Consider the following 25,945-nt stretch of genomic DNA (forward strand, 5'->3'; position numbering starts at 1 on the left):
CGTTTACGTAATTTAATCTTGGTGTTTTACGTAAACGTTTACTACAAAAAATGGGAGGTTTTACGATGTTTAAGAAAGTTTCTATGAGCCTGATGGCTGTCACGATGGGAGTAGGCTTGCTTGCTGGATGCGGGGGCAAAGACTCGGATGGAAAGGTCACACTTGAGATGTTTTCCAATAAGTCCGAGAATATTTCCACTTATAAAGGATTGATTAAGGAATTCGAAAAGGAAAATCCGGATATAAAAATCAAGCTTGATGCGCCTCCAGAGGCAGAGACTGTTTTGAAAACGAGACTGACCAAGAATGATCTGCCTGATGTTATGGCCATTGGGGGAAATGCTGCTTACGGGGAGCTGGCACGTGCAGGAGTGCTTCAGGATTTTTCAGAAGACCCGCTGCTTAAAAGTGTACAGCCATCCTATGTGGATATGATCGGAAGGCTGGTTGGACCGGATGAAAAGGGAACCTTCGGCCTGCCTTATGCCACAAACGCAAACGCCGTTATTTATAACAAGGAGAAGTTTGAAAAGCTTGGACTCAAGGTGCCAAAAACATGGGATGAGTTCGTTGCTGCCCTGGATAAGGCAAAGGCTGACGGAGAAATTCCGATCTACCTTACGCTTAAGGATGCCTGGACCGGAATGATTTCCTGGAACTCCCTCGGGGCAAATATTGCCGGAGAGGACTTTGCGGAAAAGAAGAACAAGGGAGAAGCTTCATTTGTCAAAGACTATGATGAAGTGGCAGATAAAATGATGACTCTCACTGAGTTTGGACACAAAAACAATATGGGCGTGTCTTATGGCGATGGCAACAATGCATTTGCTGGCGGCAAGGGAGTATTTTACCTGCAGGGCAACTGGGCTATCCCGGAAATCAAGAAAGCCAATCCTGACATCGATCTAGGGGTATTCCCAATGCCTGTCTCGAATGACGCTGCCAAGAATAAACTGGTTTCTGGTGTGGATGTGGTGCTTACGGCCAGTGAAGATACTGAACACAAAAAAGAAGCTGAAAAGTTCCTGAAGTTCATGATGCAGAAGGAAACAGCCAAGAAATACATTGATGAGCAAAAAGCATTCTCTGCCATCCAGGAAGTGTATCAGGAGGATCCAGTCTTTGAGGGAATCAAGGATAACTTTGAGAGCGGAGCCATTACAAGTTACCCCGATCATTATTATCCGGCAGGACTTGGGGCTGAAAACCTCCTCCAGGATTATTTGATCAAGAAAGATAAAGAAAAGTTCCTGAAAAAAATGGATTCTGAATGGAAAAAAATCCAGGATCGCTAAAAGGGTGGGGTGTCTTTATAGATGCCCTGTTCTTCAATTCAAGGGGGGACCACCGTGATCCATAAAAATAAAGTATATCTGTCCATTGTCATTCCGGCATTCGTACTGTTTTTCGTATTCCACACCTATCCAGCCCTCCAGGGGATTTTCTACAGCTTTACAGACTGGAAAGGGTATGGCGACTGGAACTTTACCGGATTAAAGAACTATATAAATGTCTTCAAAGATGACAGGGCGGGCGATGCCTATCTGTTTACATTTAAATTTGCGGTCGTTACGACCATCATAGTGAACATCATCAGCCTGGCTGTTGCTACAGGACTTAATTCAAAGATAAAGTTCCATAAAACCTTGAGGGCGGTCTATTTTTTGCCGTTCATCCTCAGCATCCTGATTGTCGGCTTTATCTTCAACTTCATCTTCGCCCATATGCTGCCACAGTTTGGTGAGTACCTGGGCTGGGACTGGCTTGCGAAAAATATTCTCGGAGACCCGGATCTTGCCTGGCTTGGGATTGTCCTGGTAGCGGTTTGGCAGGCTGTATCGTTCAATACGATTCTGTACCTGGCGGGGCTTGTGACCATATCGGATGACTTGTATGAGGCGGCAAGCATTGATGGAGCCGGAGTATGGAAGAAATTCTGGTCTATCACCTTTCCATTGATTGCTCCTTTTTTCACCATCAATATGGTCTTGTCCATGAAAGGGTTCCTGCAGGTGTTTGATCAGATTGTGGCCCTGACGGGAGGCGGACCGGGAAAATCGACAGAATCCATATCGCTCCTGATATACCGCGGGGGATTTGAAGGCGGCGATTTCGCGTATCAATCAGCGAATGCCGTCATCTATTTCATCGTGATTGTCATCGTCTCCGTATTCCAGCTGAAGATTCTTAGCAAAAGAGAGGTGGAAAGCTGATGCGCCGCAAGAAAACCAGCTGGGTCACCACGCTGCTCCTGATTTTTGGTTCGTTGTTCATTCTGTTTCCGCTGTACCTGACCATCACGATTGCCTTTAAGACGCCTCAGGAAATGGCGGGAAATCTATTGTCGCTGCCAAGGTCGTGGTCGTTTGTTAATTTCACGGAAGCCATTGAGATGACCAATTTTTTCAATGCTTTAAAAAACAGCACCATCGTCACCGTGGTTGTTGTCTTCTTTACAGTCCTTACCAACTCGCTTGTCGCGTATGCGGTGGCGAGGAATCTGCATAAGAAGCTGTATAAAGCGCTGTATTACTATTTTTTGAGTGCGATGTTCATTCCGTTCCCAATCATTATGCTGCCATTGGTTAAACAAACCAGTTCATGGGGAATGGATAATTTATGGGGATTGATTATCCTGTATATCGTTTTCAATCTATCCTTCAATATTTTCATTTACATTGGGTATATCAAGTCGATCCCGCTTGAGCTTGAAGAAGCGGCCATCATGGACGGGGCCGGAACATGGGGTGTATTCTGGAAGGTGATCTTCCCGCTGCTGGCGCCGATGAATGCGACGGTTGCCATCCTGACGTGCCTGGGGGCATGGAATGATTTCATGCTTCCGCTAGTCTTACTTAGCGACCGGGACATGGCGACCCTGCCGCTCGTGCAGTATGTGTTCCAATCTCAATTCAGCACAGATTATAACCTGGCGTTCGCTTCGTATTTACTGGCGCTTGCCCCTATGATCATTGTCTATGTATTTGCCCAGAAATGGATCATCAGCGGAGTCATGAAAGGCTCCATTAAGTAAAAAAACAATTCAAATTATGTTAGTGAGGCGAAGAGAACATGAATAAAAAATGGTGGAAAGAAAGCGTCATCTATCAAATCTATCCCCGGAGCTTTTATGATACGGACGGGGACGGTGTGGGCGACCTGCAGGGCATAAGAGAAAAAATCCCTTATTTAAGCAAGCTGGGAATCGATGTGATCTGGCTGTCTCCTGTCTATAAGTCTCCGAATGATGACAATGGATATGATATATCGGATTACCGGGATATCATGGATGAATTCGGCACCATGGAGGATTTTGATGCCATGCTGGATGAATCTCATAAATATGGAATCAAAATCATGATGGATCTCGTGGTGAATCATTCGAGCGATGAGCATCAGTGGTTCGTTGAGTCACGCAAGTCAAAGGATAATCCATACAGGGACTATTATATCTGGAAAAAAGGCGAGAACGGAGAGCCGCCAACCAACTGGGGAGCGGCATTCGGAGGCAGTGTCTGGGAATATGACGAAGAAACCGACGAATATTATCTCCATCTCTTCAGCAAAAAACAGCCTGACCTTAATTGGGAGAATCCCGGCCTCCGGGCAGAAGTCTACCAGATGATCCGTTACTGGCTGGATAAAGGGATTGACGGCTTCCGCATGGATGTAGTTAATTTCATCTCTAAAGATACTAGCTATCCGCAGGGGAAAATGGACGAGGGAATGCTGTTTGGGGATGGCAGCCCATATTACATGAATGGTCCGCGTATCCACGAATTTCTTCAGGAAATGAACAAGGAAGCATTGTCCACTTATGATACGATCACGGTCGGCGAGATGCCGGGTGTTTCCGTTGAACAAGGGAAGCTGTATACCGGGGAGAAACGAAATGAATTGAACATGGTCTTCCATTTCGAGCATGTGGGCCTCGGCAACGGCAAGTTCGGTAAATGGGATCCGCAGGAATGGAAGCTGACAGAGCTTAAGGAAATCTTCACAAAATGGCAGAAGGGCCTTGAGAATGACGGCTGGAACAGCTTGTATTGGAGCAATCACGATCAGCCAAGAGCCATATCCCGCTGGGGAAATGATTCGGACGAATACAGGGTACTGTCCGGCAAGATGATCGCCGCCTGCCTTCACACCATGCAGGGAACTCCGTATATCTACCAGGGTGAGGAGATTGGGATGACCAATGTCCGGTTCAACAGCATCGAGGAGTATCGAGATATCGAAACACTGAATGCCTATAAGGACCTGACGCCTGCGTTCCTGACTCATGAAGAAATCTTCAAGGGCATCTATGAAAGAAGCCGCGATAACGCGAGGACACCTGTCCAGTGGAATGGCAGCGAAAATGCCGGTTTCACCAAGGGGACTCCGTGGATTGATGTGAATCCGAATTACAAAACCATCAATGCGGAAGCTGTTTTAGCCGATCCGGATTCCATCTTCTACTTCTACCAAAAGCTGATCCAGCTTCGGAAGCAGAACGATGTGATTGTCTATGGCACTTACGATTTGTTGATGGCTGAAGACGAGAAGATTTTCGCGTTCACAAGGACTCTGGAAGAGGAAAAGATCCTGACAATCTGTAATTTCAGCGAAGAACATGCAGAATTCAGACTGGAACCAGAGGTTGCCTTCAGCGGCAAAGAACTGCTGATCTCAAACTATGAAGTGAGTGAGACTCAGGATATAAAAGAGATTTCGCTTAAACCGTACGAAGTTCGTGTTTATAAACTGACTCAATGATAAAGGAAACAGCAGCCACGCTTTGATGATTGGCTGCTGTTTTTGTTAGGCTGTTTATCCGGCAGCGGTGGACTGCAAAGGTAAGAAACCAATAAAAACTTACCTAATTTGCAGGGCATCACTCAACCTGAAGGGAATTAATATAGATTGAAAGTAAAGGAGCGTTGGAGGAATGGGAAATAAAGTGAGTTTTGCAGAAAAAAAGCTTAGCCCCGATGTTATTGGAAGGCTGGAGGAATGGACGGGAGGCGTCTATGGGATAGAAGTGCTGTCTAATCAGGGCTGGACATCTGCGGTGCGGAAAATATCCGGCGGCAGGGGAACGTTTCTGTTGAAAAGCTGTTATGAAGAGAGATACAGGGATTGGCTTCGGAATGAGGCAGAGGTGCTTCGGAGCCTTAGGGATTGTGCGGCTATCCCGGTGCCCGGATATTTTGGCTTCTTTGAGGAGGAGGATGCAAGCCATCTGCTGATGTCGTTTGAGCCCGGCATAACCCTGAGGGAAGCACAGCTTAGGGAACAGACGGCAGAAGGGGAGTACCGGCTTATTAAAAGCTGCGGAGCATTTCTGCAAAAACTCCATGAACAAGAGCATCCCCCTTTCTTCCCGGCTGGGGAGAAGTGGCTGGATAAACAGCTCCAAAGGGCTGCCGGCTATTTAAAGAGCGGCGGCATAGACGGGACTGCCGCACTCCTGGAAAAGCTGGAATTTGAGCGGCCGGCTGTAGTCAGGCAGACAATCATCCATGGAGACTGCACGGTGGATAATGTGCTGGTGGTAAACGGTGAAGTGGTGATGTTCATCGACACGGCTGGCATGGGAATCGGCGATCCACGATATGATGAGGCCTTAGCGGTGCGGAAATTCATGGGAGACCCGGAGAAGCTGGCCGCGTTCTATGACGGATATACACGCTATCGTCTATCCGAGGAGGAATTTCAGTATTTTGAGGGGCTGTATGACTTTTTTTAAGATGGTCTATAATTTTTATTTATATAGATTGATAGATAATTGCTATTTTTATTTATCACTCGGGTGAAATAAAGTGAAGATAAGGAGGGGGATTGAATGGATATTAAAAAGGAAGTTCAGGAGCAGTTTGGGAAGAACGCCCAGTCTTATGTCGAGAGCAGCATTCACAAAGATGGCAGCGACCTGTCATTATTGGTGCACCTTGCAGAATTGAAGGGGACTGAGAAGGTGCTGGATGTGGCTTCTGGCGGTGGCCATACGGCAAATGCTTTTGCTCCATATGTACGGGAAGTCATTGCACTCGATATAACAGCCGAAATGCTTAAGGCAGCCGAAGGATTCATCAGGGGAAACGGTCATGAAAATGTGAGATTCATCAAGGGGGATGCCGAGAAACTGCCATTTGCCGATGAGTCCTTTGATATCGTAACCTGCAGGATAGCCCCGCATCATTTCCCTGATGTTGCAGCTTTTGTTTCCGAGGTATTCCGTGTCCTGAAACCAAATGGAAAATTCCTGCTCGATGACAATATCGTGCCGGAGGATGATGAATTGGACAACTTTTATAATGCTATCGAGAAAATCAGGGACTACAGCCATGTGAGAGCCTGGAAGAAAACAGAATGGATCAGCATGCTTGAGTCAGCAGGATTCATCATCCACCAGCTTCACCGTTTTGAAAAGAGCTTCGAATTTGCCTCTTGGTGCAGAAGGATGAATCTGCCGCAAGAAGAGCAGCGGAGGCTGGGTGATATTTTCAGGGGGGCACCCGAAAGAGCGAAGAAATATTTCAAGATCGGGTTGGAGGGAGAAAATATAACCTCCTTCATGGGGGAGGCAATGGTGGTATGTGCATCGAAAGAGTAAGTTGAGATTCTTTCATCTTTAAAGCGGAAAGCTGGCCAGGGGCTGGCTTTTATTTTTTTCGCCAGCCTCCTCAAGTTTTTTTTGCCTTCAGAATCCAGGTGATGAATTGCTCCCGGTCATGAAGGTGGATGTTATTCGCTTTGGCAAAATCCCGGGCTTGGGGTGTAAAGCTGTTATTGGTAATTACCCAGCAATCAGAGGCATCATAAAGAGACAGCTGCCTTAGGGTTTTCTGGACAAGCCTGATTCCCATACTTCTTTTGTGGCTTTTCACCTTAACTGCCGCCTTCCTCCCGCTCGGAGCAGCTGCCGTAAAGCTTATGAATTCATTTCCCTCTTGAGGCTTTAAAATAGCATATCCCAGCCGTTCAAGCAGGGCAGCTGTGAAATCTTCAAGCTGTGCGTCTGTCATGTTGTGGATGACCCAGATTTCGGATTTTTCCTGCTTCTTCATCATACGGTGAAGGAAAATCAAGCCGTAGATAGAGTAAAGAAACAATCCCGTCATAAATGTGAGAAAGGGAGGTTCGAAGCTCTTCGTTACTGCTGCTATATAAGAAGGAACCAGCACCATGGCCAGCCAGAATAGCAGGTGAAGACGATTGTCCAAAGAGGGTGCACCTCCTTCATAATTATCTTTTATAAATCCTGCCCCATCTTCTTCTTTTCCTTTTCCTCATATTCCGGCATCAATAGAGGGCCGATAAAAAACAGCGCTCCGCCAATTAAACGTATGGTCCTTGCATGCTCATGTGAATTAAACTTTAGAACAGCAAGGAGCAGGATAGCCGCTCCTATCAAGAACATAATGACTCCGGTAATTTTTCTGGCATTCATCTAAAACCCTCCCTTTCTTGTAATGTACCATAAAATGGTTGTTCTGCTGCTTTTATATGAATCCATAAAAAAGAGAAAGAATAAATAAAATTAATTTAATTTTTTGAATAGTCATTGATTTTCTTAAACAAACATATTATATTATTAAACAAGTAATCCGATGTAAATTGTAAGTTTTAAAAATCACTCCTGCTGATCAGACACACTGAAGGCACTTATCTCATTAAAAGATAAGTGTCTTTTTGCTTTTTCTGTTACCTTTCCGCCCAATTCACATACTGTGTAATAGAAAACCCACTTGAGTCTTCTACTCACAACCCGTGCATGGAAAAGAACATAGGGAAGAGCAGAAACAAACACAATAAGGCGGTGGAGCGGAACAAGACACACCAGGAATGCCAGGAATATGCATGATGTGCGCACCCAGCTGCAGGAAGCTTTTTAATCCATGCAGCTCCGCCCCTTTTACACAGAAAAAAGCATTCTCCATCCTTTGCATTCCTTTCCCTAGGAATGCAAAATAATTTAACTGAAAACCGTGGTAAGACGTTTAAGGAGGGGAATTTGCAATTGCAGAAAAAGGTTGATGAAAAAGTATTGGAAAAGATCAGGGTGCTTCTCGAGGGAGTGGACTTCGGATTCCTTCAAATCATTATCCACGACTCCCAGGTTATGCAGATTGACAAATTAGAAAAGCACCGCCTGCCAAAAAAAAATAATAACGCCGATCGGACTACCGAAGGCTCCTGATGATTTCTCAGTTGTTGTGTAGAGAGAATCAAGGGGGCTTTTTTTAGCCCCGAAATTATGATGAAAAGGAGTTTTTTCATGAAAAGAATCTATATCGGCTTGTTATCACTGATTTTATTGGCTGGGGCTGCCGGCTGTTCGTCTTCCTCCGGCGGAGAGGATGCTTCCGGCAAGGCGGCGGATAGTAAAAAAACAAAAACGATTGAATTGCTTAATGTATCTTATGACCCGACCCGGGAGTTCTACGAAGCGGTGAACAAAAGCTTTGCCTCGTATTGGAAGGGGAAGACCGGCCAGGATGTGAAGATCAATCAGTCACATGGCGGGTCCGGAAAACAGTCAAGGGCGGTCATTGACGGCCTTGAAGCGGATGTTGTCACCCTGGCACTTGCCTATGATATCGATGCGATCGCGCAGGCAGGCAAACTGTCCAGGGACTGGCAGAAAAGGCTTAAGGATAACAGCTCTCCATATACCTCCACGATCGTATTCTTGGTCAGGAAGGGAAATCCAAAGGGCATTAAGGACTGGGACGATTTAATAAAGCCAGGCGTATCTGTCATTACCCCTAATCCAAAAACATCCGGGGGGGCGAGGTGGAACTATCTGGCCGCCTGGGGATATGCTTTGAAACAAAATAATGGAGATGAAGAAAAAGCAAAGGAATTTACAGGCAGGCTATTCAAAAATGTGCCGGTCCTGGATTCAGGTGCCCGCGGCTCAACGACCACATTTGTTGAGCGGGGGATTGGCGATGTTCTGATTGCCTGGGAAAATGAAGCCTTCCTGGCCATGAATGAGCTCGGCAAGGATAAGTTTGAAATGGTGGTCCCTTCTGTCAGTATCCTTGCTGAGCCGCCTGTAGCCGTGGTGGATAAAGTGGCGGAAAAACGAGGGACAGCTGAGGCGGCAAAGGCATATCTTGAGTATCTTTATACAGATGAAGGGCAGAAACTTGCCGCAGAGAATTATTATCGCCCCCGCTCGAAGGAAGCACTTGAAAAGTATGGCAGCCACTTTCCGGACATCAACCTGTTTACGATTGATGAGCTCTTCGGAGGCTGGACCAAGGCACAGAAGGAGCATTTTGATGATGGCGGCATCTTTGATGCTATTTATAAACCATAGAGAAGGGGATTGACGTCTTTGCCCAAGGCTGTAAAAAAGCACTCCAATCTGCCGGGTTTCGGCCTTTCACTTGGCTATTCAATCATATACCTGAGCTTGATTGTGCTGATCCCGATTACCGTTTTGTTTATTAAAGCGGCAGAATTAAGCATTGCGGATTTCTGGAATATAGTCACAGACAAGCGGGTGATTGCTTCATTTAAAGTTACCTTTGGAACTTCCTTTGCAGCTGCCGCGGTGAATGCGGTGTTTGGCACCTTGATCGCCTGGGTGCTGGCCCGGTATGAATTTCCCGGCCGGCGGCTGGCAGATGCACTGATAGACCTTCCCTTCGCGCTTCCAACGGCGGTTGCGGGCATTGCCCTGACAGCTATTTATGCACCGAATGGCTGGATTGGTCAGTTTTTTGAACCGCTCGGAATCAAAATTGCGTTCACCCAGCTTGGAATCGGGATTGCCCTGATGTTCATCGGGCTGCCGTTTGTCGTCCGCTCGGTTCAGCCGGTACTTCAGGATTTAGACAGTCAATATGAAGAAGCAGCGGCCTCGCTTGGAGCGGGATCTTCCCAGATTTTTTTAAAGATCATTTTCCCTGCCATCTTTCCTGCCCTCCTGACAGGCTTCGCGCTGGCCTTTGCAAGGGCACTTGGTGAGTATGGATCGGTGGTCTTCATTTCAGGAAATATGCCGATGAAGACCGAAATCGTTCCGCTGCTGATCATCACGAAGCTTGAACAATATGACTACACAGGAGCGGCTGCCATTGCCTCGGTCATGCTCGTGCTGTCTTTTCTTATCTTATTTCTAATCAACCTGTGGCAGTGGAAAAGTTCTGGAAGGCATAAAGCGATATAGAAGGGTTTTGAGGCTGATGCATGCAGCAGGAACAGAAAAGAATACAGGAAGGTCCAAAGGTGCCGCAGCCGGCAGGAGGATTTTGATCAGTACCGCTCTCCTGTTTATCGGCTTTTTTATAATCATTCCTCTGGCAGTTGTGTTTTCTGAGAGTTTTAAAAAAGGGTGGGAGCTTTATTTCCTCTCACTGACAGACCCGGATGCCCTGGCAGCCATTAAGCTGACCCTGCTGGTCGCCGCTCTTGCCGTTCCGTTGAACACGGCATTCGGTGTGGCTGCTGCCTGGGCAATTGCCAAGTTTGACTTCAAGGGGAAAAATGCTTTGACCACCCTTATTGATATCCCTTTCGCGGTTTCGCCTGTGATTGCCGGGCTTGTGTTTGTCCTATTGTTCGGCTCACAGGGAATCTTTGGCCCACTTCTTGAAGACCGGGACATCAAGATTATTTTTGCCGTGCCGGGCATTGTGCTGGCGACCATTTTTGTCACGTTTCCTTTTGTGGTCCGTGAATTGATCCCGATTATGCAGGAGCAGGGCACAGAGGAAGAGCAGGCAGCGCTGACACTTGGGGCGGGGGGATGGCAGATTTTCTTGCGGGTGACCCTGCCCAATATCAAGTGGGGTCTGCTGTATGGCGTGATCCTCTGCAATGCACGGGCAATGGGGGAGTTTGGAGCTGTTTCAGTTGTATCGGGTCATATCAGGGGACTGACAAATACCCTGCCTCTTCATGTGGAGATTTTATACAATGAATACAATTTCACTGCCGCATTTGCCGCCGCATCCCTGCTGGCGTTCCTGGCGCTGGTCACACTCTTTTTAAAAAGTTTTATAGAATGGAAAACCATCAGGCAGGCTAAGGCTGCCGAGCGATCAGGCAATAATCGAATAGCTGGCTGAGGAGGAATAAATATGAGCATCAGCATCAAAGGCATATCCAAGGCCTTCAATAAATATCCGGCTGTGAATGGCCTGTCCCTTACCATTCCAACCGGCGGTTTCGCTGCGCTTCTTGGACCCTCGGGTTCAGGCAAGACTACACTTCTGCGCCTGATTGCCGGCCTTGAATATCCCGATGAGGGCCAAATCTTTTTTAATGGAACAGATTATACCCAAAAGTCTGTCAAGGAACGGAAGGTAGGCTTCGTCTTTCAGCATTATGCACTATTCAAGCACATGACCATTTTTGAGAATATTGCTTTCGGTCTCAGGGTAAAGCCGAGAGGCATCAGGCCGGGGAAGGCGGAAATCAGGGAGAAGGTATACGGATTATTGAATCTTGTGCAGCTCGAGGAAACGGCGGGAAGATATCCCTCTCAGCTCTCTGGCGGCCAGCGGCAGCGGATTGCACTGGCCCGGGCGCTTGCAGTGGAACCGGAAATCCTCCTGCTTGATGAACCTTTCGGAGCGCTCGATGCCAAGGTAAGACAGGAACTCAGGAACTGGTTGAGAGAGCTTCACGAAAAATTGAACATTACAACCGTTTTTGTCACCCATGATCAGGAAGAAGCATTAGAAATGGCAGATGAGGTAGTTGTCATGAACGGAGGCAGGATCGAGCAGACAGGAAGTCCCTGGGACGTGTATCATGCCCCTGCCAATCCGTTCGTGTACAGCTTCCTTGGAAGGGTGAATACCCTGAAGGATCCGGCCGGAACCACCAGCTATATAAGGCCGCATGAAGTTTTATTATCTTCCTCTCCCACAGAATCCTCGCTCCTGGCAGAAGTCATCTCTGTGCATGGGGCAGGATCTACGGTCCGCCTGCATGTGCGCCTTCCGGGTATGGAGGAACTGATCGAAGCGGAGCTCAGCGCGGAAAAGTACAGGGAACTAGGCACCGTTGAAAGGGGCGGGCTTTTATATGCCGACCTTATCAGGGCGGTCTTTTTCGAAGGGAATGAATTAAAGCCGCTTCCCGTTGGCAGTAAACCGATTATAAGAGTCTAATAGAGCCGCCCGCACATTGCTGGCGGCCGCCCCAGCCTCCTTCAGTGCGGCTCAAACAGGGGTGAATATGTATTTTTAAGTACGATCTTTTTTGGCAGAATGAAAGAATTCCTATCTGTCTGGCATCGTTTTCATTATAATGATGGTAGATTATGAGACAGGAGATGATAGCATGTTCAGACGAAGTGAACCCAAATTCAAAGCGGCTGAGGAAATGGAAGTAGAAGTAGAGAATATCTTTGAAATCCTGCCCCCGCCGGGAACCATCATCGGCGAAGCGACAGAAGAGGAAATGGATGAGGCAGCCGATCTTGAAAGCAGGCATATGGCTTTTATGAGGCTCCAGGATATGAATTTACAACTCGATGGGGCTGCCTATAAAGATCTTCTGAAGGAATTCCAGGAATTTGAAAGGGATTCCAGCCGTTTTTGGAGAAAAATGTCCCGCCGTCTCTCTGTTCCTTATGAGTGGCCAATCCGAATTGATCATGCCAACGGGCCGATTTATATGGGAGAGCATGATTTTATGGGAGAGGAAGAAGAGGAAGTTTAATAGAAGGAAAGAGCAGCCGCCTGGGATTATGAAGTGGCTGCTCTTCTTTTATTGCCTAAAGCCTTCTCTAATCTTGAGGCTGTATCTTAGGTGAGTTCGCGGAATACCAAGTCAGAAGACACGGGCTTGATCCCCAATTCTCTAGCCCATACAGACAGCTGGCCGATATGATGGATTTCATGTGCTGCAATATGCTGCAATATTTTTTGATGCGGCAGCAGGATGGTTTCGCCGCTTTTCCTCTTAATCTCTAAAAAACCGCTCCTGCTGGATTCAGATTTCAAGAATCTATGTGTAGCCGCCTTGTTTTCTTGAGAGTACGCCGTCACTTGGGACAGGCTCGTTATTTCAGCGATATCACGTACTATTACTGAAGTTCCCTGCATCTGGCTGATCCAAAGCTGTTCACAGTCTATTACATGATACAGATTGTGCAGGATGCTCCCCATGCCGCCAATCCTCGTTTTTGTAAGTTCATCAGCAGGAATCCTCCCGCACCATGAGAACCAGTCCTCCCTGATCTGCCAATTATAAAAAAACAATTCCAGCATATACGCCACCTCAAATAGAAAGAATAGTTATCATTTTAACTGTATGAATATGGTAAAATCAAAGAAAAGGTTTTCAAGGAGGCAATGTTATGGAGCAAGCGCTATTGATCATTGATGCACAGCAGTCTTTAATAGACGGAGGCAATGGGGAGCAGGGAGTCCATGATAAAGAGGGGCTGATCAGGAATATCAATAAAGTTCTGAAGGAAGCCCAGAAAAGGGGAATTCAGGTCCTCTTTGTCAGGGATCTGGATGTTGCGGGGGGAGCAGGATCGGGCTTCCAGGTTCATAGTGGAATCGAAGTCCCCGCCGATCCGGTCATTTTCGATAAAAAAGCAACCAATTCCTTTTATGGAACTGGTCTTCTGGAGCATTTGCAGGAGCGGAATATAAAGCATCTTGTGATCATGGGCTGCTCTACTCAGTATTGCATCGATACAGCGGTAAGGACAGCCACTGTCAATGGCTATGATGTTACTCTCGTCGGTGACGGTCATTCCACATCAGATTCAAAAGTGATCTCAGCGGAGCAGATCATTCAGCATCATAATGCAACCCTTCACGGCCACTACAATGTGGATCATTTCTCGGTTGTCAGGACTTCAGACGAAGACTTGTTCACCCCGATTCATGATCAGTATCGCTGATGGGAGAATCGGTTTGATACTCGTCAAAAGAAACGGGCCAGATAAAAGACGCCCAGTATTTTTTAAATCCGAGGGCAGGCTATGATCAATCAATGGAAGGAAATCATTCAAACATTACCTGAGCAGGAGGCAAAATCCTTGCTGCTGCAAATGTTCCTCCGCATCCAACAGGCGAAAGAAGCAGCATATACAAAGGAACAGCTTGCCAGCGACCTAATGGACATTCATGATGAGTTCTTGTCTTTTAATACAGTGAAAAAGCCTGGATCGCCACCGGCTGCTGCCTATATTATCTTTGGTGAATCAGCTGCCGGGAGCTTGAGGTCCGGACTCAGGAAGCGGAAAGGAGAGGAACGTATCAAGGTTATTTCCTTTCCTGGTATCCTTTCGACCGGCCCGCTGTGGAGGCTTGATGAGGAAGCTGGCATCCAGCATAGATTCCAATGGCTGGGTGCGCACCTGAATTATGAGTACGACGATCTGGATGCAGAAGGTGATGGATTCCGGCAAGCCATTTCTGATGTGGCGGCTCTGCCCTATGATATTCCTGTCATCATCTGTACCGGGCATAACGCTCATGAGCAGACGGGACTCCGCTTTGCTCTTAATCTCCTAAAAAGCAGAAGCAGCGTCTATATAATGAATCCTTCTGAGAAAACAGCAGAACACAGCCGCCAGTCCGGCATAGAATTCCTGCCCCTGCACTCCGGAGAAATAGAACCGGAGCTATTGGCAAGGTTCCTTGACTATACACAGGAGGAGCTTTTACCCCAAGAGGAGAGAATCCGGCTCCAGGAGGAATGGCAGCAGGAGTTATCACAGGGGGAGGCCGTGCTAAGGATTTGGGAGAATGAGAAAGTCATAAGCGTGCCGGAGGATTTCTATGATTCTTATATTCTTGAGACGGCAGAGCGACTTGAGAAAAATTATAATCAGGAATATATAAAATCGGCCAGGCTGATCGGGGAAGTGATCGGGCACCTGGAACAATTTCACGGCGATGGCTTTATGGAGTACCGCCTGAGAGAAATGATAAAGAAGGGTGTTTTTGAGATGGAAGGCAGCCTTAAGGCCATGAGGCTTTATGGAGTGCGGATATCCCGCTTCTAAAAGAGTTTTACATATTAATAACACATATGATTTTTCTACCCATGAAAGGGAAGGAATTAGACTGGAACAAACCACAATAAGGCAGTGGAGCGGAGCAAGGCATACCAATGAATGCTGGAAAAGATAAATACTGTTCAGAGCTAGTTGCACCGAAGGCATGTACATGCAGCTCCGCCCTTTTTCACAAAAAAAGCAGAGGAGTCACCATCATGAATCCCATATTAATTGAAGTCCCGGAAAGGCTGGAAACAGAAAGGCTGCTGCTGCGGGCACCAAGGCAGTCAGGAGACGGTGCCGCCGTCAATGCCGCCATAAGGGATTCTTTCCATGAATTAAAAGAATGGCTGCCTTTTGCGCAGACCATCCCTGAAGTGGAAGAGACTGAAATCAATTTAAGGCAGGCTCATATCCATTTTTTAAAAAGGGAAAGCTTCCGCTATCTTATCTTCCTGAAGGATACAAATGAATATATTGGGACAACCGGACTGCAGGGAATTGACTGGGACATCCCAAAAGGGGAAATCGGCTACTGGATCCACACCCAATTTGGCGGCAGGGGCTATATGAAAGAAGCCGCCGAGGCTGTCAGGGACCTTGGAATCAAGACCCTCGGCTTCAGGCGGGTTGAAATCCGATGTGAATTCACCAATCACAAAAGCCGTGCTATTCCGGAAAAGCTCGGATTCAGCCTTGAAGGGATCCTGAAGAACGAGGATTTGTCTGCAGATGGGAAGAGAATTACAGATACGTGTGTTTATGCGGTGACAAATTAGTTCCAATACTGCAACAGAGAGGAGGATGCCACATTGAAGATATCTCTAATAGCGGCCATGGACGAGAACCGTGTGATTGGGCGCAACAATGATATCCCCTGGAGCCTTCCGAGGGACTGGGAGTATGTGAAGGAGAAGACGGAGGGATGCACCCTCATTCTTGGCCGGAAGAATCTTAAATCAATCAGGAAGCCTTTGAAGAACCGGAGGAATATTGTGCTTACAAGGCAGAAGGATGTTTCCTTTGAGGGCTGTGAAATCGCACATACCAAGGAAGAGGCAATGGAGATGTCCCGTGGCGAGAAAGAGGTCTTCATCTTTGGCGGAGCGGAGATATACCGGCTGTTTCTGCCAATGGTGGAAACCATGTACCTCACGAAGATTCATGCCTCCATTGAGGGGGATACCTATTTTCCGGAAGTGGATCCGGAGGAGTGGATTGAGGTGTCCAGGCAGAAAGGAATCACCGATCAAGATAACCCGTATACGTATTATTTTCATGTCTACAAGAGAAAGCATATTCCTGAATGAATTTGTGATGGAAGGAGCTTTACACATGAATATGTTTCATGTCAGGGAGGCGGCTGCCCTCTGGGGACTGGAAGTTGGCGGCACGGCGGAGATATCGGAGGCAGTCATCCTTCTTTATGGAAAGGACAATGAAAAATATATATTGAAATGGACGGAAAGCTATCCCTCTGCAGAAGAAGTATTAAAGCGCCTTAGCGTTGACCATGAGTCCGGCTCCCGGCATCAGCCCCTTCCCAGCCTGCAGGGAGAGGGCTATGCTTTGTATATGGGCCGGTATGTTTTTGTTTTCAGGTATATAAATGGGATGCCTGAATCTATTGAGACAGGTAATTAAAGTACAGTCCGGAAAAGGGGGAAATGATATGGAGAAAGTAGCGCTGCTGGTCATTGATGTTCAGAACGGCATGTTCCGCCCGGAGTATATGGCGTATAAGGGAAATGAGCTGCTGCAGCGGCTGGGGGAATTGATTAAAAAGGCGCGTGCGGCAGGAGCGCCGGTTTTCTATATACAGCACAATGCGCCAGAAGGCAGGCTGCTTGAGACAGGAACACATGCATGGGAAATTCACCCAGAGATAGCTCCACAGGAACATGAGATGATTATCCAAAAGCATACGCCTGACTCCTTCTATCATACTACCCTCGATGAAGAGCTGAAAAATCAGGGCATCAAGGAATTGGTTTTGGCCGGCATCCAGACTGAGGCATGTGTGGATACCACCTGCCGCCGTGCCTTCAGTCTTGAATATAAAGTTACCCTGGCATCAGATGCACACAGCACATGGGATTCCGGCAGCATTACGGCCCAGCAGATCATTGATCATCATAATGGGGTGCTGCGCTGGTTTGCTGATGTATATCCTGTGCAGGAGATAGAGTTCTGCTGATTATTATACATCATGAAAAGAGAGGAAGCGTTACGCAATCTGGAAGCTGATACTTACTGCCATCTTACTTTTTATTTTATATCTAATCGTAAAGCCGGCAAAAAGGGTGATTAAAAAGCGGACCCATTCAGGCAGCTATAAAAAACGAAAAAAGCGCAAAAAGCCAAAACGCAAGAGAAGGAAAAGCGAGAAAAGCGGATCGAGATGGTCCGGTTTATTCGACAGTGATGATGTTTCGGCCGGCTATGATGACAGTTCAGGCGGAGACAGTGACGGTGGAGATTAACGATGTCCGCTGCCCCAGTATAGAAAAGGAGCCGTATATGAGAAAAATTCTTAAAATCAATGGGAAAGATCTTGAAGTTTTGGATAAAGGAACAGGATCCCTGCCAATCCTGATCCTGCCGGGAATGGGGAGTTCATTTGATGATTGGCATGAGATCATTGAAAGCTTAAGCGGGGAAAACAGGGTAATTGTTTTCCACCGTCCTGGTCTCGGGAGAAGCGTCATACATAATGAAAAGCGCACAACGGAAGCCGTCTGCCGGGAAATCATTGAACTGCTTGAGGCCCTGCAGGTGGATGGAAAGGTCCTGCTTGCCGGCCACTCTTATGGAGGATTATGCGCACAGCATTTTGTAAAACTCCACCCTGGCCGGACAGCAGGCCTTGTGCTGATTGATTCGACATCAGTCCATTTAGAGGAGCTGGATAAATTACATCTTCCAGTTATGGATGAACAGGCAAGCGATGAGGTGTGGCTTGCGAGATGCCGGGAATATGCAGCCCTGGACCGCGTCAGCTTAATGGAAATAGTCAAGCCTGCACTCACACCAAAGCAGCTTCAGCTTCCAGCCAGCGTGCAGAAGGAACTATTAGAATTCCAGGTGAATCCAGGCCTGTATCAGGCCATGGCGTCTGAAATTGAGCACTGGAAAGAGGACGCCCGCCGGATTAGGGAACTGGGGAAATTACCTGAGCTTCCGCTCGCGGTCATTGGACGGGACAAAGAGTACAGCATTGAGCGGGGAGTCAGGGGCGGACTGCCTGAAGAGGAAATGATTCAATTCGAAGAAGCCTGGCACAACTTGATTAAGGAACAGGCTCTGCTTGCAGAGGGAAGCACCCTGGTTTTTGCGGACCGGGCATCACATTCCATCCATGCAGACCGTGGGGGACTTGTTTCAGGCATCATTGCAAATCTGGCTAAAACAATCAAACAGGTGAAGGTATGAGTTATGTAAAAGACCTCAGGAAATTGGTGGGGACTCGTCCTTTGATTCTTCCTGGCGCTGTTGTTCTGATTATGAATGAACGAAACGAACTGCTGCTTCAGCATAGAAGAGATGGCGGCTGGGGCCTTCCGGGCGGCTTGATGGAGCTAGGGGAGAGCCTTGAAGATACGGCGAGGCGGGAGGTCAAGGAAGAGTCAGGTCTATCTATCGGAACTTTGGAGCTTTGTGGTGTTTTCTCTGGGCAGGAGTATTATTTCAAATTAGCCAACGGAGATGAGTTTTATTCCGTTACAGCTGTTTACTCTACCCGGGACTTCAAGGGAGAGCTTGAGCTGGATGAAAGGGAGTCAATCAATCTCCAATTTTTCAGCATCCAGGCTCTGCCAGACGAAATATCCGATGAATATTTAAGTTATATCCATCCCTTTCTGGAAAAACTGTATTTATAAAACATGGAGTCCCGGCATGAATAGCAGCGTGCCGGGGTTTTTTTGAGAAAGTGCCGGCTGTTTCAGACCTGATTTTTCGAAATATTCCCGATACTATCTTGAAATTATTGGAAAAATAACTTATGCTTAATTAATAAAATAGTCCGGTTTTTACAGCTAACTATGTTGCATTGCAAGATAGATGAGCTGCTTAAGGAGTGAACTCCTTGACATCAAGCCAGATTTTGAAGATCCTGGAAGGCTGCCTTCTTGAAATTCCAGGCAAGATGGAGGGCCGTCGCAGGCAGCGTCCATAAATTATTCGGGGAAGGAGTGTGAGTGATGCCGCTTTCTAAGAAAAGCATGGAGTTTTTGGATAATCTGCAGGTATATTTGCTTTCCATCGGAAAGAATGAAACCGAGATGGACGAGCTGCTGTTTGAATTAGAATATCATCTGTACCAGGCTGAGAAGAACGGAAAATGTGTAGAGCATATTACCTCGAGTTCGCCAAAAGTCTATATGGAACAGACCAGCGCGGAAAAGGCATATGATTATCTCAGCTATCTCAAGTATATCCCCATAGTCATCCTGGGAGCTGCCTCTTTCATGTTTATCGGAAATGCCTTAAATGGCGGGATAGCTTATTCACTCGTAAAGCTGATCGGTTATCCCCTGATCTTTATATTGTTTTTCCTGCTGACAGCCTTCTGCTTTAAAGCCCTGTCTTCCCGCAGCCTGGACAAGTTCAAGGAATGGATCTTGTTCGGAAGCCTTGGAATTGTACCTATCCTTTTGTTTCTGGCAGTTACCTTCCTTGACCGTCTTATGGCAACACCTGTCATCGAGTTCGGAAGCGGCGGCAACATTGCCGCAATCGTCATTTCCATCACCATGATCGTATGGCTCTCCATCTGGAGCAAAACCTGGATCTCCATCATCATACTGGTGCTTCTCCTTCTGCCAGAAACCCTGATAAGCAGGATTGAATTGAATGAGAGCAAAAAGATCCTGATGACTACGGCCGTTGTCGTTGTAGGAGTCGGCATCTACTTTTTCACCATATTCAGGGCGGACCAGGGGGATGATGAGGACAGCCGGTTGTAGAAGGGATTTTCAAAGTCGGCTGTTGTTGTGAAAAACATTTAAGACCCGAATTGCCTGAGGTAGCCGGTGTTGGTTCTAAAGAAGGGCATTAAGACCAATTTGCCAAGGATGGGAGCCGATTTTGGTTCTTAAGAGACCATTAGAACCAATTTGCCCTGGATGAGGGCCGATTTTGGTTCTAAAGAAACGATTAGAACCACTTTGCCCTGGATGAGGACTGTTTTTGGTCCTAAAGGAACGATTAGAACCAATTTACCCTGGATGAGAGCCGTTTTTGGTTCTAAAGGAATGATTAGAACCACTTTACCCTGGATGAGAGCCGTTTTTGGTCCTAAAGGAATGATTAGAACCAATTTACCCTGGATGAGGGCTGTTTTTGGTCCTAAAGGAACGATTAGAACCAATTTAGCCTGGATGAGAGCCGTTTTTGGTCCTAAAGGAACGATTAGAACCAATTTAGCCTGGATGAGAGCCGTTTTTGGTTCTAAAGGTACGATTAGAACCACTTTGTCCTGGATGAGAGCTGTTTTAGGTCCTAAGGAAACGATTAGAACCAATTTGCTCAGGATGAGAGCCGTTTTAGGTCCTAAGGGGAAAATTAAGACCATCCTGCCCCGGGATGACAGCCATTTTTGGTCGTAAAGAATCATTTAAGGCCATTTCGCCTTGAAAGACAGCTTCATTCACTGATGTTAGTAAACATTTTATACATTGTTGATCAAAAGTATGAAGAGGTCATTTGTATAGCGGCAATTGCGGCAGCAGCGGCGCCCCCTTTTATAAAAAAACGCAGCACCTAGAGAAGGAGAGATAAAAAATGTTTATTTATTCGTCACCCTTTTGGCTTGGCTTTCTGTTTGTTGCTGTCTTATTATTTGTTATTAATTTCATCACCCAGACATACGTCATGCGCGTGGAGAGCTTTACGACAAGCAGGAAGTCGCTGATTGTGCTGGGCATGCAGAGTCTTGTCATCACCATTCTTTTGAACATATTTTAAGAGCCGGAGGTCCTTGCCGCGGCTCTTTTTATGTGGGGAAATAATCCGGGAAATGGGGACATTCCCCCTATTTCTCATCCGTATGTTTTCTGATGCTGTTTCTTCAATGCGAGATAATCTGTGTCTTCTCTTGCCAGCTTCCATTTTCCCATGAAGATGGAGGCGGATTCGGCTTTGACAGGGTCGATCTGGCGCTCTTTTGTGGAGCCATCTTCTTCATATTTCCGGCCGCCTTTGTAGTTGGTATAGCGGCGGGCCCTGGTATATCCCATCTGCAGGAATTTCCTTGCCATATCCATTCCGACAAAGTCTTTTTTTTCTTTATAGTCCAGGAACATTTCATAGATTTTATCGGAGGATTCTTTAGCAATCTCGGGTGTCTTGAAACGCCAGTGGGGAAGGATCTCACTTTTATAGGGCTCCACCATCAGGACTCCCTGCTCGCCCCTTCCTACCCGGTACAGCTCTGGCTGTTTCCGGAAGTCAATTTCATCGAAATCAAGTGTATAATCAAACGCCATGATTTTCATCCTTTTTAGCTGTCTTTACCCTGATTAACATCTGCTCATGCCAAAGGAAAGACCTTACAGGGTTTTTGCGCCATGCTGATGCAGGGCAAAATTGACGTCCTGCTTATCATGGATGTTCCTCTCAAGGCAGAACAGGATGATTAAATCACGGGTCTCGCTACTTGAGAAAGAATAGCCGGCAGCGTACAGAAGGTCTTCGGTATCCTCTTGCCCGAGTTTCAGGGCCAGGGCAAGCGAAATGATGGTATCCTTCCTGGGCCGGTAGCCGGCTGCAGAACGAATTTTAGAAAAGTGCCGTCTGTCGATGCCTGCCTTTTTATAGATTTCTGAATCAGGGATGCCCCTAAGGTCAATGAATGTGAACAGTATGTCCTTGAACGACGGCTTTTGCTTCCCTTTTATATAATCTTCAAGGTCGTCATACATTTCATCCGGATCCATAAGAGGAGCAGACATGAGGATCCGCTCAGCGACGCTGGTCTGCCTGTCTTCCAGATATTCCTCCAGATCTCTAAGAATCTTTTTATCCAGCATCCCAATCCCCCTTTATGAATTGTCGCCTGTCAGGCGACCATACCGTAAATAAATCCAGTTATTATTATATTATCTTAAGAATATATGGAGGATGATAGATATGAATGCAAATTTGACAGAGATTGTTTTCTTGATTGATAGAAGCGGTTCGATGGAGGGTCTGGAGAAGGATACCATCGGGGGCTTCAATGCCCTTATTGAAAACCAGAACAGGGAAAATGGAGAGACGCGCGTGACTGCTGTCCTCTTTGATGATCAATATGAGGTGCTGTGGAACGGGATGGACGCCGGGAGTGTCAGGCTGACCGAAAAAGAATACTGGGTCCGGGGTACGACGGCCCTTCTGGATGCTGCCGGCAGGACGATGGTGGAAATGGGTGCAAGATTAGCACGGACACGGGAAGAGGAGCGCCCCGGCAAGTTGATCTTTGTCATCACCACGGATGGGATGGAAAACGCAAGCATGGAATTCAGTCACGACCAAGTGAGTAAAATGATTAATCATCAGCGGGAGGTTTATGGCTGGGAGTTCATTTTCCTGGGAGCGAATATCGATGCTGCCGGCGAAGCAGAAGGCATCGGAATTGATCCGGAGCATGCGTATCAATTTGAAGCCAGCAGTGATGGTGTGAAAAAGATGTACAGTATGGCGGAGACGGCCATTAACAAGAGCAGGAAGCTCCATTAAATTTTATTCATGGCATACACATGAGTTGCCATTGTCCATCGGGAGGCAGATAATGGAGGGGAATCGCTAAACAGACAATAGGGAGTCCTTATGAAAGAATATTACTATGACAAACTGCTGAATATAAAAACAGGCGGGCAGCATGGGAATTATGATTCACCGCACTATAATCGATATGAGCCGACGTCTTACTCTGCCCTGGAGGAATTATTTAAGCATTATACGCTTCAGCCAACAGACCGGCTCGTGGATTTCGGATGTGGAAAGGGCCGGCTGAACTTCTATGTTCATTATTTCTTTCATGCTTCTGTGACAGGCATTGAAATGGATGGGAAGCTGTATGAAGATGCTGAGAAGAATAAGCAGGGCTATATGAAAAAGACGAAGAATAAAGCGGATAAAATACGCTTCCTGAACTGCCTTGCGGAGGATTATGAGGCCGACACCCGCGATAACAAATTCTACTTCTTCAACCCGTTTTCCCAGCAGGTATTCAGGAGTGTGGTGAATGCCATTATGCTGTCAATGGAACAGGCTTATCGGGAAATTGATATAATCCTCTATTACCCTCCTGAGGATTACTGCTATTATCTTGATAACCAGACACCTTTTGAGAGGAAGGCGGAAATCGCAATTCCCGGATTTGAATATAATCCTAACGAACGATTTTTGATCTATAGGTGGAGATATTAAAGGCGGCCACATTGGCTGTCTTTTTGACATGTTTTCCGGCAGGTGAGCAACCCATCTTTTGCCCAAAATGCAATCATTGCATTTAGAAAATAGGTGGTTCAGTATGATAGATAGAGAATTCATAATAAATCAATAATGAGGGATGCAGCATGAAGGAAATCTATAGCGATGTGCTACAGTACAGAGGCACACACTTTGACTTTGGCATTTTTCAGGGAGAAAAAATCAAGCATTCATTGACCATAAAGAACCGTGAAAATCAATGGAAGGTGCGGAAGCCAAGGTTTTCGATAGATGTTCAGGAAGCAAAGGCGGCTTTGCTGGCATTTGCGCCAGGAATCTGGGACGAACTCTGCGGACTGCAGGAGTCGCTCGGATGGGAAATGGAGCGTATCCTGCAGGAGTTTGGCGGCTACCGGGTCGATTATGTGCGATCGGGGTGTTCCATCATGACTGGGAAGGATTATCTGATCCGGAACTATGATTATCACCCTAAAACCTATGAAGGCCGGTATGTGCTGTTCCAGCCCAGTGACCGCGGGTATGCGATCGCCGGTCCGAGCCAGAGGATGACCGGCCGCATGGACGGAATCAATGAAAAGGGTCTGGCTCTCGGATATAATTTCATGCACCGCAAAAATCCTGGTGACGGCTTTATCTGCTGTATGATCGGGCGCCTGGTGCTTGAGGAGTGTGCCACTGTCGGGGAAGCGGTCTCCATGCTGAAGGAAATTCCCCACCGTCATTCATTCAGCTATATAGTCCTCGATAGAAGCGGAGAAACCTTTATTGTTGAAACATCACCCCGCGGGGTGGAAGTGCGCCAGGATCAGGCATGCACCAATCATTTTGAGGTGATGAAGCATGAAAACCGGAATCATCTTGTTGATTCAGAGCGCAGGCTTGCCGTCATGAAGGCGGTGGACAATGAACTGAATGCACGGGAAGCTTTCCGCCTTTTGAACGGGGTGGATAATGGCGTTTTCTCAAAGCAGTATGAAAGCTGGGCAGGCACCATCCATACATCCGGCTACCTGCCTCATGAAATGAAGGCCTGGATGGCCCTTGGGGGCAGCCGTGTGCCGGTGGAGATTGATTTTGCCGGATGGCTGCAGGGAGAGGATCTGGATCTTGGGAGAATGACCGGTACTGTGGATACAGATATCCCATTTGTGCATATGGATGAGAATGCCGATTGGTTTAAGAGATAAGCCGGCAGGAATGTACGGATAGCTGTCGAATCAGTTGTATGTGGCTTGATTAAAGCAGACGTCTGGCCGGCAAACTGAGGGAGGAAGCGGGATGAAAGACTGCGAAGTACAAGAATTCAGGGATACTCTTCAAAATTATGAGGGTAAATATGATATCCAAATTGCCGTAAAGCATGATTCCCTGTTCTTTGTTTCATCTATCACAAACTACCATGTACAGGCGGCAGGCGACACGATTGTGGTTGGAAGCAGTGAGTCGGCGGCTAATTTTCAGCTAAAGATCCCTGATTTGACTCGGATTGAGGTATTGGAAAAGGATGAAACCTGGCGTGCCGCAGCCATTGAAGCATCCTGCATCGGAGGGATGAAGGTCTTTATGAATATATTGACAGGCCGCGCCGCTAAAAAAGGAGTGAATCCAGATTAATCTCGGAACCGTCAGACAGCATATATCATCTTTAAGTTCAGCAGCCGGCATGGAGCCCCTGCTGAAGGGTTATTCAGATGATAAAAAATATAAAGTGGAAACCGCTGGGGGAGACATCTTCCTTTTGAAGACGGCGGCTCTTTCGGAACTGGGCCGGAAAGAGAGTGAATCTGCCATTTTAAAAGATTTGCAGAAATATGGAGCAGCCTGTCCCAAGCCGGTGGAAACCGGCACCATTCCGGAACTGGGGCTCTGTTTTCAGGTGGTCACCTATATTGAAGGAGAAGAAGCACGTGACGTCCTGCCGCGCCTGCCGGATGAACTCCAGCAGCAGGCCGGCTTCGATGCGGGCTGTGATCTCCGCCGGCTTCACCAGTTCAGCGCACCGCCCTGCATCGCGCCCTGGTATAAAAGGGCCGCTGCCAAGCATGAAAGATATGCCGATGCTTATAAAACCTGCGGAATCAAAATAAGAGATGACGAGCGGATTCTCCGGTATATTGAGGATAATCTTACATACTTAAAAACCAGGCCGGACCGCTTCCAGCATGATGACTTCCACCCTGCCAACCTTGTCATGAAGGATGGCAGATATGCCGGGGCCATTGATTTTAACCGGTATGACTGGGGTGATCCAGTTCATGATTTTTATAAAACGGCCTTATTCAGCACAGAGGTGAGTGTTCCCTTCTCGATAGGACAGGTGCAGGGATACTTCGGCGGAGCACCGGCTCCCGCGGAATTCTGGAAGCTGTATGCGATTTATGCCGCAATGGGTATTTTTTCGGGAATAGTATGGACACTCCGGGCTATGCCCTATTCTATAGAAGAAATGAAAACAAGGGTGGAGCGGATATTGGAAGAACATAAATATTTTGAAGCAGAAAAGCCAATCTGGTTTCCTGCCGATGAATAAGTGGG

At 47.0% G+C, this 25,945-nt stretch carries 34 protein-coding genes; 28 read left to right on the forward strand and 6 right to left on the reverse strand.

Annotated features, from left to right (window positions below):
* Positions 1–65: 65 nt before the first annotated feature.
* The 6 genes from V1498_RS03075 to V1498_RS03100 all read left to right on the forward strand — a co-directional run bounded on the left by V1498_RS03075 (position 66) and on the right by V1498_RS03100 (position 6,598).
* Positions 66–1,295, forward strand: a complete 1,230-nt coding sequence (locus tag V1498_RS03075) for an ABC transporter substrate-binding protein (protein ID WP_409296847.1) — start codon at positions 66–68, stop codon at positions 1,293–1,295.
* A gap of 21 nt (positions 1,296–1,316) precedes the next feature.
* Positions 1,317–2,213 (forward strand): carbohydrate ABC transporter permease, encoded by an 897-nt coding sequence (locus V1498_RS03080; protein ID WP_409296848.1) that lies wholly within the window; start codon positions 1,317–1,319, stop codon positions 2,211–2,213.
* Positions 2,213–3,034, forward strand: a complete 822-nt coding sequence (locus tag V1498_RS03085; RefSeq protein WP_409296849.1) for a carbohydrate ABC transporter permease — start codon at positions 2,213–2,215, stop codon at positions 3,032–3,034. The genes V1498_RS03080 and V1498_RS03085 overlap by 1 nt, the downstream gene beginning before the upstream one ends.
* Before the next feature lie 38 nt (positions 3,035–3,072).
* Positions 3,073–4,758, forward strand: coding sequence for a glycoside hydrolase family 13 protein (locus tag V1498_RS03090; RefSeq protein ID WP_409296850.1), 1,686 nt, complete (start codon positions 3,073–3,075; stop codon positions 4,756–4,758).
* Positions 4,759–4,930: 172 nt separating this feature from the next.
* Positions 4,931–5,731, forward strand: a complete 801-nt coding sequence (locus V1498_RS03095; RefSeq protein WP_409296851.1) for a phosphotransferase family protein — start codon at positions 4,931–4,933, stop codon at positions 5,729–5,731.
* A 96-nt stretch (positions 5,732–5,827) separates the two neighbouring features.
* Positions 5,828–6,598: a class I SAM-dependent methyltransferase gene (locus V1498_RS03100; protein WP_409296852.1), complete on the forward strand. Its 771-nt coding sequence runs from the start codon at positions 5,828–5,830 to the stop codon at positions 6,596–6,598.
* A gap of 70 nt (positions 6,599–6,668) precedes the next feature.
* On the opposite strand, the gene V1498_RS03105 is transcribed toward V1498_RS03100, so the two are convergent.
* Together V1498_RS03105 and V1498_RS03110 are read right to left on the reverse strand one after the other, a co-directional pair.
* Positions 6,669–7,208, reverse strand: a complete 540-nt coding sequence (locus tag V1498_RS03105; protein ID WP_409296853.1) for a restriction endonuclease — start codon at positions 7,206–7,208, stop codon at positions 6,669–6,671.
* Positions 7,209–7,237: 29 nt separating this feature from the next.
* Positions 7,238–7,435: a hypothetical protein gene (locus tag V1498_RS03110; RefSeq protein ID WP_409296854.1), complete on the reverse strand. Its 198-nt coding sequence runs from the start codon at positions 7,433–7,435 to the stop codon at positions 7,238–7,240.
* A gap of 564 nt (positions 7,436–7,999) precedes the next feature.
* On the opposite strand from V1498_RS03110, the gene V1498_RS03115 reads away from it, so the two are divergent.
* The 6 genes from V1498_RS03115 to V1498_RS03140 all read left to right on the forward strand — a co-directional run bounded on the left by V1498_RS03115 (position 8,000) and on the right by V1498_RS03140 (position 12,672).
* Entirely contained in the window at positions 8,000–8,185 is a 186-nt protein-coding gene (locus tag V1498_RS03115; RefSeq protein ID WP_409296855.1) for a YezD family protein, read from the forward strand.
* A gap of 57 nt (positions 8,186–8,242) precedes the next feature.
* Positions 8,243–9,313, forward strand: coding sequence for a sulfate ABC transporter substrate-binding protein (locus V1498_RS03120; protein WP_409296856.1), 1,071 nt, complete (start codon positions 8,243–8,245; stop codon positions 9,311–9,313).
* 18 nt (positions 9,314–9,331) lie between these two features.
* The gene (gene cysT / locus V1498_RS03125; protein WP_409296857.1) at positions 9,332–10,168 is read left to right on the forward strand and encodes a sulfate ABC transporter permease subunit CysT; all 837 of its coding nucleotides are present in this window, start codon (positions 9,332–9,334) and stop codon (positions 10,166–10,168) included.
* Positions 10,169–10,184: 16 nt separating this feature from the next.
* Positions 10,185–11,069, forward strand: a complete 885-nt coding sequence (gene cysW / locus V1498_RS03130; protein ID WP_409296858.1) for a sulfate ABC transporter permease subunit CysW — start codon at positions 10,185–10,187, stop codon at positions 11,067–11,069.
* A 12-nt stretch (positions 11,070–11,081) separates the two neighbouring features.
* Positions 11,082–12,119 (forward strand): sulfate/molybdate ABC transporter ATP-binding protein, encoded by a 1,038-nt coding sequence (locus tag V1498_RS03135; protein WP_409296859.1) that lies wholly within the window; start codon positions 11,082–11,084, stop codon positions 12,117–12,119.
* A gap of 172 nt (positions 12,120–12,291) precedes the next feature.
* Entirely contained in the window at positions 12,292–12,672 is a 381-nt protein-coding gene (locus V1498_RS03140; protein WP_409296860.1) for a hypothetical protein, read from the forward strand.
* A gap of 86 nt (positions 12,673–12,758) precedes the next feature.
* Here the strand turns inward: V1498_RS03140 and V1498_RS03145 are convergent, their stop codons facing one another.
* On the reverse strand, positions 12,759–13,223 hold the full coding sequence (locus tag V1498_RS03145) for a DinB family protein (protein ID WP_409296861.1): 465 nt from the start codon (positions 13,221–13,223) through the stop codon (positions 12,759–12,761).
* Positions 13,224–13,312: 89 nt separating this feature from the next.
* On the opposite strand from V1498_RS03145, the gene V1498_RS03150 reads away from it, so the two are divergent.
* From V1498_RS03150 to V1498_RS03195, 10 genes are all read left to right on the forward strand, one after another.
* A complete protein-coding gene (locus tag V1498_RS03150) occupies positions 13,313–13,870 on the forward strand; it encodes a cysteine hydrolase family protein (RefSeq protein ID WP_409296862.1) in 558 nt (185 codons plus the stop codon).
* Positions 13,871–13,951: 81 nt separating this feature from the next.
* Positions 13,952–14,980: a DUF1835 domain-containing protein gene (locus V1498_RS03155; protein ID WP_409296863.1), complete on the forward strand. Its 1,029-nt coding sequence runs from the start codon at positions 13,952–13,954 to the stop codon at positions 14,978–14,980.
* A 209-nt stretch (positions 14,981–15,189) separates the two neighbouring features.
* Positions 15,190–15,753: a GNAT family N-acetyltransferase gene (locus V1498_RS03160; RefSeq protein ID WP_409296864.1), complete on the forward strand. Its 564-nt coding sequence runs from the start codon at positions 15,190–15,192 to the stop codon at positions 15,751–15,753.
* 33 nt (positions 15,754–15,786) lie between these two features.
* Positions 15,787–16,284 (forward strand): dihydrofolate reductase, encoded by a 498-nt coding sequence (locus V1498_RS03165; RefSeq protein WP_409296865.1) that lies wholly within the window; start codon positions 15,787–15,789, stop codon positions 16,282–16,284.
* Positions 16,285–16,309: 25 nt separating this feature from the next.
* On the forward strand, positions 16,310–16,618 hold the full coding sequence (locus V1498_RS03170; protein ID WP_409296866.1) for a hypothetical protein: 309 nt from the start codon (positions 16,310–16,312) through the stop codon (positions 16,616–16,618).
* 28 nt (positions 16,619–16,646) lie between these two features.
* Positions 16,647–17,171, forward strand: a complete 525-nt coding sequence (locus V1498_RS03175; RefSeq protein ID WP_409296867.1) for a cysteine hydrolase family protein — start codon at positions 16,647–16,649, stop codon at positions 17,169–17,171.
* Positions 17,172–17,277: 106 nt separating this feature from the next.
* On the forward strand, positions 17,278–17,457 hold the full coding sequence (locus V1498_RS03180) for a hypothetical protein (RefSeq protein WP_409296868.1): 180 nt from the start codon (positions 17,278–17,280) through the stop codon (positions 17,455–17,457).
* 37 nt (positions 17,458–17,494) lie between these two features.
* Positions 17,495–18,406: an alpha/beta fold hydrolase gene (locus V1498_RS03185; protein ID WP_409296869.1), complete on the forward strand. Its 912-nt coding sequence runs from the start codon at positions 17,495–17,497 to the stop codon at positions 18,404–18,406.
* Entirely contained in the window at positions 18,403–18,855 is a 453-nt protein-coding gene (locus V1498_RS03190) for an NUDIX hydrolase (protein ID WP_409296870.1), read from the forward strand. Before V1498_RS03185 ends, V1498_RS03190 begins: the two co-directional genes overlap by 4 nt.
* A 321-nt stretch (positions 18,856–19,176) precedes the next feature.
* Positions 19,177–19,941, forward strand: a complete 765-nt coding sequence (locus V1498_RS03195; RefSeq protein WP_409296871.1) for an HAAS domain-containing protein — start codon at positions 19,177–19,179, stop codon at positions 19,939–19,941.
* Positions 19,942–20,069: 128 nt separating this feature from the next.
* Here V1498_RS03195 and V1498_RS03200 read toward each other — a convergent pair whose 3' ends face one another.
* Positions 20,070–20,591 carry a hypothetical protein gene (locus V1498_RS03200; protein WP_409296872.1) on the reverse strand — a complete coding sequence of 174 codons (522 nt, stop codon included), beginning with the start codon at positions 20,589–20,591 and terminating at the stop codon, positions 20,070–20,072.
* 167 nt (positions 20,592–20,758) lie between these two features.
* Between V1498_RS03200 and V1498_RS03205 the strand changes: the two genes are divergently transcribed.
* Entirely contained in the window at positions 20,759–20,941 is a 183-nt protein-coding gene (locus V1498_RS03205; protein ID WP_409296873.1) for a hypothetical protein, read from the forward strand.
* Positions 20,942–21,015: 74 nt separating this feature from the next.
* Here the strand turns inward: V1498_RS03205 and V1498_RS03210 are convergent, their stop codons facing one another.
* Positions 21,016–21,462, reverse strand: coding sequence for a DUF4385 domain-containing protein (locus tag V1498_RS03210; protein ID WP_409296874.1), 447 nt, complete (start codon positions 21,460–21,462; stop codon positions 21,016–21,018).
* A 63-nt stretch (positions 21,463–21,525) separates the two neighbouring features.
* The gene (locus V1498_RS03215) at positions 21,526–22,005 is read right to left on the reverse strand and encodes a hypothetical protein (RefSeq protein WP_409296875.1); all 480 of its coding nucleotides are present in this window, start codon (positions 22,003–22,005) and stop codon (positions 21,526–21,528) included.
* Positions 22,006–22,105: 100 nt separating this feature from the next.
* Between V1498_RS03215 and V1498_RS03220 the strand changes: the two genes are divergently transcribed.
* The 5 genes from V1498_RS03220 (at position 22,106) to V1498_RS03240 (ending at position 25,940) form a co-directional block, all read left to right on the forward strand.
* Positions 22,106–22,693: a vWA domain-containing protein gene (locus tag V1498_RS03220; RefSeq protein ID WP_409296876.1), complete on the forward strand. Its 588-nt coding sequence runs from the start codon at positions 22,106–22,108 to the stop codon at positions 22,691–22,693.
* A 90-nt stretch (positions 22,694–22,783) separates the two neighbouring features.
* Positions 22,784–23,386, forward strand: coding sequence for an SAM-dependent methyltransferase (locus V1498_RS03225; RefSeq protein WP_409296877.1), 603 nt, complete (start codon positions 22,784–22,786; stop codon positions 23,384–23,386).
* Between the two features lie 149 nt (positions 23,387–23,535).
* Positions 23,536–24,597: a C45 family autoproteolytic acyltransferase/hydolase gene (locus V1498_RS03230; RefSeq protein WP_409296878.1), complete on the forward strand. Its 1,062-nt coding sequence runs from the start codon at positions 23,536–23,538 to the stop codon at positions 24,595–24,597.
* A 91-nt stretch (positions 24,598–24,688) separates the two neighbouring features.
* Positions 24,689–25,024: a hypothetical protein gene (locus tag V1498_RS03235; RefSeq protein WP_409296879.1), complete on the forward strand. Its 336-nt coding sequence runs from the start codon at positions 24,689–24,691 to the stop codon at positions 25,022–25,024.
* A 49-nt stretch (positions 25,025–25,073) separates the two neighbouring features.
* Complete coding sequence (locus V1498_RS03240; protein ID WP_409296880.1) at positions 25,074–25,940, forward strand: aminoglycoside phosphotransferase family protein; 867 nt, start codon at positions 25,074–25,076, stop codon at positions 25,938–25,940.
* The last annotated feature ends 5 nt before the right edge of the window (positions 25,941–25,945 follow it).

Origin of the sequence: Paraperibacillus marinus (assembly GCF_046237605.1) — a bacterium.
Taxonomy (GTDB): domain Bacteria; phylum Bacillota; class Bacilli; order Bacillales; family DSM-1321; genus Paraperibacillus; species Paraperibacillus marinus.

Coding starts and splice junctions, on each gene's coding strand:
- V1498_RS03075 (WP_409296847.1), top strand. CDS start 66: ATGTTTAAGAAAGTTTCTATGAGCCTGATGGCTGTCACGATGGGAGTA.
- V1498_RS03080 (WP_409296848.1), top strand. CDS start 1,317: ATGCCCTGTTCTTCAATTCAAGGGGGGACCACCGTGATCCATAAAAAT.
- V1498_RS03085 (WP_409296849.1), top strand. CDS start 2,213: ATGCGCCGCAAGAAAACCAGCTGGGTCACCACGCTGCTCCTGATTTTT.
- V1498_RS03090 (WP_409296850.1), top strand. CDS start 3,073: ATGAATAAAAAATGGTGGAAAGAAAGCGTCATCTATCAAATCTATCCC.
- V1498_RS03095 (WP_409296851.1), top strand. CDS start 4,931: ATGGGAAATAAAGTGAGTTTTGCAGAAAAAAAGCTTAGCCCCGATGTT.
- V1498_RS03100 (WP_409296852.1), top strand. CDS start 5,828: ATGGATATTAAAAAGGAAGTTCAGGAGCAGTTTGGGAAGAACGCCCAG.
- V1498_RS03110 (WP_409296854.1), bottom strand. CDS start 7,435: ATGAATGCCAGAAAAATTACCGGAGTCATTATGTTCTTGATAGGAGCG.
- V1498_RS03120 (WP_409296856.1), top strand. CDS start 8,243: ATGATGAAAAGGAGTTTTTTCATGAAAAGAATCTATATCGGCTTGTTA.
- cysW (WP_409296858.1), top strand. CDS start 10,185: ATGCATGCAGCAGGAACAGAAAAGAATACAGGAAGGTCCAAAGGTGCC.
- V1498_RS03135 (WP_409296859.1), top strand. CDS start 11,082: ATGAGCATCAGCATCAAAGGCATATCCAAGGCCTTCAATAAATATCCG.
- V1498_RS03140 (WP_409296860.1), top strand. CDS start 12,292: ATGTTCAGACGAAGTGAACCCAAATTCAAAGCGGCTGAGGAAATGGAA.
- V1498_RS03145 (WP_409296861.1), bottom strand. CDS start 13,223: ATGCTGGAATTGTTTTTTTATAATTGGCAGATCAGGGAGGACTGGTTC.
- V1498_RS03150 (WP_409296862.1), top strand. CDS start 13,313: ATGGAGCAAGCGCTATTGATCATTGATGCACAGCAGTCTTTAATAGAC.
- V1498_RS03155 (WP_409296863.1), top strand. CDS start 13,952: ATGATCAATCAATGGAAGGAAATCATTCAAACATTACCTGAGCAGGAG.
- V1498_RS03160 (WP_409296864.1), top strand. CDS start 15,190: ATGAATCCCATATTAATTGAAGTCCCGGAAAGGCTGGAAACAGAAAGG.
- V1498_RS03170 (WP_409296866.1), top strand. CDS start 16,310: ATGAATATGTTTCATGTCAGGGAGGCGGCTGCCCTCTGGGGACTGGAA.
- V1498_RS03175 (WP_409296867.1), top strand. CDS start 16,647: ATGGAGAAAGTAGCGCTGCTGGTCATTGATGTTCAGAACGGCATGTTC.
- V1498_RS03185 (WP_409296869.1), top strand. CDS start 17,495: ATGAGAAAAATTCTTAAAATCAATGGGAAAGATCTTGAAGTTTTGGAT.
- V1498_RS03190 (WP_409296870.1), top strand. CDS start 18,403: ATGAGTTATGTAAAAGACCTCAGGAAATTGGTGGGGACTCGTCCTTTG.
- V1498_RS03195 (WP_409296871.1), top strand. CDS start 19,177: ATGCCGCTTTCTAAGAAAAGCATGGAGTTTTTGGATAATCTGCAGGTA.
- V1498_RS03200 (WP_409296872.1), bottom strand. CDS start 20,591: ATGATTCTTTACGACCAAAAATGGCTGTCATCCCGGGGCAGGATGGTC.
- V1498_RS03205 (WP_409296873.1), top strand. CDS start 20,759: ATGTTTATTTATTCGTCACCCTTTTGGCTTGGCTTTCTGTTTGTTGCT.
- V1498_RS03210 (WP_409296874.1), bottom strand. CDS start 21,462: ATGGCGTTTGATTATACACTTGATTTCGATGAAATTGACTTCCGGAAA.
- V1498_RS03215 (WP_409296875.1), bottom strand. CDS start 22,005: ATGCTGGATAAAAAGATTCTTAGAGATCTGGAGGAATATCTGGAAGAC.
- V1498_RS03220 (WP_409296876.1), top strand. CDS start 22,106: ATGAATGCAAATTTGACAGAGATTGTTTTCTTGATTGATAGAAGCGGT.
- V1498_RS03225 (WP_409296877.1), top strand. CDS start 22,784: ATGAAAGAATATTACTATGACAAACTGCTGAATATAAAAACAGGCGGG.
- V1498_RS03230 (WP_409296878.1), top strand. CDS start 23,536: ATGAAGGAAATCTATAGCGATGTGCTACAGTACAGAGGCACACACTTT.
- V1498_RS03235 (WP_409296879.1), top strand. CDS start 24,689: ATGAAAGACTGCGAAGTACAAGAATTCAGGGATACTCTTCAAAATTAT.
- V1498_RS03240 (WP_409296880.1), top strand. CDS start 25,074: ATGGAGCCCCTGCTGAAGGGTTATTCAGATGATAAAAAATATAAAGTG.